This window comes from Rahnella perminowiae (assembly GCF_019049755.1).
In the GTDB taxonomy this organism is placed as follows: Bacteria; Pseudomonadota; Gammaproteobacteria; order Enterobacterales; family Enterobacteriaceae; genus Rahnella; species Rahnella perminowiae.
This window is the reverse complement of the sequence record NZ_JAFMOS010000357.1, coordinates 1-5,777: the sequence shown is the minus strand read 5'-3', so window position 1 is coordinate 5,777 and position 5,777 is coordinate 1. Positions and strand designations below refer to the sequence as shown.

Below are 5,777 nucleotides of genomic sequence, written 5' to 3'. Positions count from 1 at the left end.
GCTTATGGGGTATGTCACGGATAATTTCTACCGTAATGCGTGGGGTAAAAAATACGGCCGCCGAGGTTTCTTCTTCTTATTTGGTGCTCCGCTGATTATGGTAACCTACATTATTATGTGGGTCAGCGGCATGGGATTCTGGTATTACCTGCTCACTTATATTTTATTCTATGCCGCTTATACGCTGGCCATTGTACCTTATGAAACACTGGCAGCGGAAATGACCTCCAGCTTTAAAATGCGCACCAAACTGACTGGCGTGAGAATGTTTTTCTCTACCGGTGCCGCGATATTAGCCGCCTGGTTACCGGGTCGGATAATTGCCTATCTCGGTGAAGATTCATCATCATCGTTTCTGATTATGGGCGTCATTTTCGGCGTACTGTTTGCCGTGGTGATCCTGATGCTTTACTTTTACACATGGGAGCGCCCGATCCCGGTTGATGTCGCCGCGCCAAAACTCTCTTTTCGCCGCGACATGAAACATTTGTTTAAATCCCTGATCTCGACGATGAAAGTACGCACCTTCCGTCAGCACGTGGGGATGTATCTGGGCGGTTATGTCGCTCTCGACGTACTCGGTGCAGTGCTGGCCTACTACATTATTTTTGTCCTCGGACAAAACGCCGTGACGGCCTCGAATGCCATGACATTAATGACACTGGTACAGTTTGTCTGTGTCGCGCTGTTTATTTTCCTGTGCATGAAATTAGGTAATGGCGCATCTTACCGTATCGCACAGTTATTTATGTTAGCCAGTGTCGGGTTGTTTTTAGCCATCCATTTATTACAACTGCCGTTTAATATGGCGCTGATTTATCTCTCCGTCATTTTAATGGGTGTTGGCCGTTCAGGTACCAGTTATGTTTGCTGGAATATTTACAGTTTTATTCCGGATGTGGATGAAATGCTGACCGGAAAACGACGCGAGGGGATATTCGCCGGCGTCATGACTTTCGTGCGCAAAGCCGTTCAGGCGGTGGCTTTATTTGGGGTTGGCCTGTTATTACAGCATTACGGATTTACCCCGAAAAGCGCAACACAACCTGCTGAAGCCGTGTACGGGATCACGCTGGTATTTGGCACAGGTTCAGTCATCTTCCTGCTGGTGGGTTTATACAGTTCAATGAAATTCCGTCTGACACGTCATAACCATGCGTTGCTGGTCAATGAGATTGAGCGCCTGAAAGCCGGCGGCAGTAAATATGATGTCACAGCGGAAACCCGCTTAATTACCGAACAGCTGACCGGCTGGCCATACGAAAAATGTTGGGGTGATAATAATATTCTTAGCCAGACGGAAGAATTATCCACACTCACGCCAGATGATCTCTCAACCGGAGCCGACCATGCAAAGAATTGAATTCAGCCTGATGCAACAGACTATCTTTCACGCCCTGCAAAAAGCGGGACTTGATGAAGCAAGCGCACGTACCTGCGCACGCATACATACAGAGTCCAGTTGCGACGGCATTTCATCCCATGGCCTGAACCGTGTGGCGCGTTTTGTCGATTACGTCAATAAGGGCTGGATTGATATTCATACCAAACCGGAGCTGGAAAAATCCCTTGGTGCCATCGCCATCTATAATGGCAACCGCGGTATCGGCATCACCAATGCCTTGTTTGCCGTTGATAAAGCGGCAGAGATGGCAAAGGAATACGGTGTCGGCATTGTCGCGCTGAAAAACAGCAGTCATTGGATGCGTGGCGGAAGTTATGGCTGGCATGCGGCACAACAAGGCATGGCGGCGATTTGCTGGACCAATACTGAATCCTGCATGCCCGCGTGGGGCGGCAAAAACACCCGAGTGGGCAACAACCCGTTCGTGATGGCCGTACCCCGTGCCAGAGGCCCTATCGTACTGGATATGGCAATGTCGCAATATTCCTACGGCAAATTACAGGTCACGCGGCTGAAAAATGAAAAACTGCCCTTCCCCGGCGGCTACGACAAAGAAGGTCATCTCACAGACGATCCTGGCCCTATCGAAGCCTCTATGCGTATTTTACCGACGGGTTACTGGAAAGGCTCCGGACTGGCCATTGTGCTGGATGCCATGGCCGCGCTGTTATCGGCCGGATCACCCACCAATGAGATCGACAAAATTGGCAAAGGCAGTTGCACCGGTGCCAGCCAGATTTTCATGGTATTTGACCCGACACAACTCGGGGGTGCCGAATTCACCGAACGCATGGCCGACAGCGTCGCAGACTACGTTAACCAGTCGGAACCTGCCGAAAACAGCCGCGATGTCCGTTATCCAGGCCAGACCGCTGCATCTAACCGTGAACAAAACCGCCGTCTGGGCATCCCGGTCGATGAAGCGGTATGGAACGAAGTTATGCGCCTGGCGGAATAGTCTCCGCTTTTTCCTGCCAAATAACGCCTGTTAACCGCAGGCGTTTTCTTTTTAATCCCTGCAACATTTCCCTCACAAAGTGTGATCCTCTCCGGCAAAAAACGCTAAACATACTTGTATGGTAGTTACCAAAAGGCGTATTTATAACCAAAGAAAATGCATCCTACTTTTACTGCAAAAGGTCGTAACCGATGAAAATCGTGAATGCTGAAGTTTTTGTCACCTGTCCGGGACGCAACTTTGTGACGTTGAAAATCACCACTGAAAGCGGGCTGACCGGCATTGGTGATGCCACACTAAATGGCCGCGAATTACCGGTCGCATCCTATCTGAAAGATCATGTGTGTCCGCAGCTGATCGGCCGCGATGCGCATCAGATCGAAGACATCTGGCAGTTTTTCTATAAAGGCGCTTACTGGCGTCGCGGACCGGTCACCATGTCTGCCATTTCTGCCGTGGACATGGCGTTATGGGACATCAAAGCCAAAGCCGCCAATATGCCGTTGTACCAGTTGCTCGGCGGCGCATCCCGCACCGGCGTCATGGTTTACTGTCACACCACCGGTCATTCCGTTGATGAAGTACTCGATGATTACGCCAAACATAAAGAACTGGGCTTTAAGGCGATCCGCGCACAATGCGGTGTACCGGGCATGAAAACCACTTATGGCATGGCGAAAGGCAAAGGTCTGGCCTACGAACCGGCGACGAAAGGCAACTGGCCGGAAGAGCAGTTATGGTCAACGGAAAAATACCTCGATTTCACGCCAAAACTGTTCGAAGCCGTGCGTAATAAATTTGGTTTCGATGAACATCTGCTGCACGACATGCACCACCGCCTGACGCCCATCGAAGCGGCGCGTTTTGGCAAAAGCATTGAAGAATATCGCCTGTTCTGGATGGAGGATCCGACGCCTGCTGAGAATCAGGAATGCTTCCGCCTGATCCGCCAGCATACCGTGACACCAATTGCCGTCGGCGAAGTGTTTAACAGCATCTGGGATTGCAAGCAGCTTATCGAAGAACAGCTGATCGACTATATCCGCACTACGCTGACGCACGCTGGCGGCATAACAGGTATGCGCCGCATCGCCGATTTCGCCTCGTTATATCAGGTGCGCACCGGCTCGCACGGCCCTTCCGATCTTTCGCCGATTTGTATGGCTGCGGCCCTGCATTTCGACCTGTGGGTGCCGAATTTCGGCGTACAGGAATATATGGGGTATTCCGAGCAAATGCTGGAAGTCTTCCCGCATAACTGGACGTTCGACAACGGCTACATGCATCCGGGCGAAAAACCGGGTCTGGGCATTGAGTTTGACGAAAAACTGGCGGCGAAATATCCGTACGAGCCGGCGTATCTGCCGGTGGCCCGTCTGGAAGACGGCACGTTGTGGAACTGGTAAAGGAGCGAAACATGAACAGCGTCGTTATTGAGCAACCTGGAAAATTAGTCATCGAGCAACGTGCTTTGCCGGTACCTGCCGCCGGCGAAGTACGAGTTCGGGTCAGTCATGCGGGCATCTGTGGTTCAGATGTGCATATTTATCACGGCCACAATCCGTTTGCGAAATACCCGCGGGTTATCGGCCATGAGTTCTTCGGCCACATCGACAGCACCGGCGAAGGCGTCGATACCGCACGTATCGGCGAACGTGTGGTGATCGATCCGGTAGTCAGTTGCGGGCATTGCTACCCGTGCTCGATCGGCCGCCCGAATGTTTGTGCAGAACTGCAGGTTATCGGCGTCCACCGCGATGGCGGTTTCAGTGATTACGCCTGTGCACCGGCGAAAAACGCCTATGTGGTGCCGGAAGTGATCCCGGACAAACTCGCCAGCATGGTCGAGCCGTTTACTATCGCAGCGAATATCACGGCATTTCTCAAACCGACACCGCAGGATACCGCACTGATATACGGCGCAGGTCCGATGGGACTGACGGTGATTCAGGTGCTGAAAGGGGTTTACGGGGTGCAGAAAGTCATTGTCGCTGACCGTATCGACGAACGGTTGCAGATGGCGCAGGCAAGTGGCGCAGACTGGATCATCAATAACAGCGACCGCAGCGTGACTGATGTGCTGGCTGCAGAAGGTATACGCCCGACACTTATCGTCGATGCTGCCTGCCATCCGGCGATCTTACAGGAGGCCATTCTGCTGGCGTCTCCGGCAGCACGTATCGGTATGATGGGTTTCTCCGGCGAGCCGAGCCTGATCACGCAGCAAAGTATCACCAGCAAAGAGATTTCACTGTTTTCTTCACGCCTGAACAGTCACCGGTTCCCGCAGGTTATTGAATGGATGGAGCAGGGAAAAATCGCGCCCGAAAAACTGGTGACGCACTGGATGCCCGCCAGTGAAGTAGAAGCGGCATTAACGCTGTTCGAGAAAGATCAGCGTTCCTGCTGCAAGGTTTTACTGACATTCTGATTTAGCGTTAATTTTTGCAACAAGGCGGGAAGGTTTCAAATATCTTCCCGCCTGCCGTACCTCATATTCTACCTATAAAAACGCAACACTATTAAAACGACACCTACAAGTGGAGCACGCATCTATGTTTAAGAACCTACGCTGGATCATCGTATTCCTGCTGTTTCTGGTTTATATGATCAATTACCTCGACCGCGTTGCGCTGTCGATTACTGTGCCTATGATAGAAAAAGAACTGACCATTAATCCCGAGCAATTCGGCATGATATTTGGCAGTTTCTTCTTTGGTTACGCGATATTTAACTTTATCGGTGGCCTGGCCGTGGATAAATTCGGCCCGACGCTGGTGATGGGATTAGCTGTCGGCTTATGGTCAGTATTTTGTGGCATGACCGCTATCGCGACCGGCTTTTATTCCATGCTGATTTTACGGGTATTATTCGGCATGGCCGAAGGCCCAATTTGTGCTTCGGCAAATAAAATGATCAACGGCTGGTTCCCGAAGAAACAGGCGGCAACCGCGATGGGCTTGCTCAGTGCCGGTTCTCCCCTGGGTGGCGCAGTGGCCGGGCCGATTGTCGGGTATCTGGCAATTTCCTTCGGCTGGCGTCCGGCGTTTATGGTCATTGCCAGTATCGGCATCGTCTGGATGGTGGTGTGGTTCTTTACGGTTGCGGATAATCCGCTGAAAAGCAAACGCGTTTCACCGGAAGAACTGCATTTAGTTGACGAAATGAAGAATGAGCATTTAAGTGAAGAAGAGAATATGGCGCAGGCTTCACACGGTCTTGGGTATTATTTACGTCAGCCGATTATTCTGGTTACTGCATTTGCCTTCTTCTGCTACAACTATATTTTATTTTTCTTCCTCAGCTGGTTCCCGGCTTATCTGGTACAGGCACATGGACTGAATATTAAAGAGATGAGCCTGACGACGGTTATTCCCTGGATTGTGGGTTTTGTCGGCCTGGCATTGGGTGGTT

5 protein-coding genes are annotated in these 5,777 nt (G+C 51.3%); all 5 read left to right on the top strand.

The window, feature by feature from the left end; genetic code table 11:
* A partial coding sequence (locus J1785_RS04120) for an MFS transporter (RefSeq protein ID WP_217218873.1) occupies positions 1–1,363 on the top strand: 1,363 nt, incomplete at its 5' end.
* Positions 1,350–2,363, top strand: coding sequence for a 3-dehydro-L-gulonate 2-dehydrogenase (gene yiaK / locus J1785_RS04115; protein WP_217218872.1), 1,014 nt, complete (start codon positions 1,350–1,352; stop codon positions 2,361–2,363). The genes J1785_RS04120 and yiaK, both read left to right, overlap by 14 nt.
* A 191-nt stretch (positions 2,364–2,554) precedes the next feature.
* Positions 2,555–3,769: a starvation-sensing protein RspA gene (gene rspA / locus J1785_RS04110; protein ID WP_129952171.1), complete on the top strand. Its 1,215-nt coding sequence runs from the start codon at positions 2,555–2,557 to the stop codon at positions 3,767–3,769.
* Positions 3,770–3,780: 11 nt separating this feature from the next.
* On the top strand, positions 3,781–4,794 hold the full coding sequence (locus tag J1785_RS04105) for a Zn-dependent oxidoreductase (RefSeq protein WP_129952170.1): 1,014 nt from the start codon (positions 3,781–3,783) through the stop codon (positions 4,792–4,794).
* A 124-nt stretch (positions 4,795–4,918) separates the two neighbouring features.
* Positions 4,919–5,777 (top strand): MFS transporter (locus J1785_RS04100; protein WP_217218871.1); only part of this gene is annotated, 859 nt, incomplete at its 3' end.

Coding starts and splice junctions, on each gene's coding strand:
- yiaK (WP_217218872.1), top strand. CDS start 1,350: ATGCAAAGAATTGAATTCAGCCTGATGCAACAGACTATCTTTCACGCC.
- rspA (WP_129952171.1), top strand. CDS start 2,555: ATGAAAATCGTGAATGCTGAAGTTTTTGTCACCTGTCCGGGACGCAAC.
- J1785_RS04105 (WP_129952170.1), top strand. CDS start 3,781: ATGAACAGCGTCGTTATTGAGCAACCTGGAAAATTAGTCATCGAGCAA.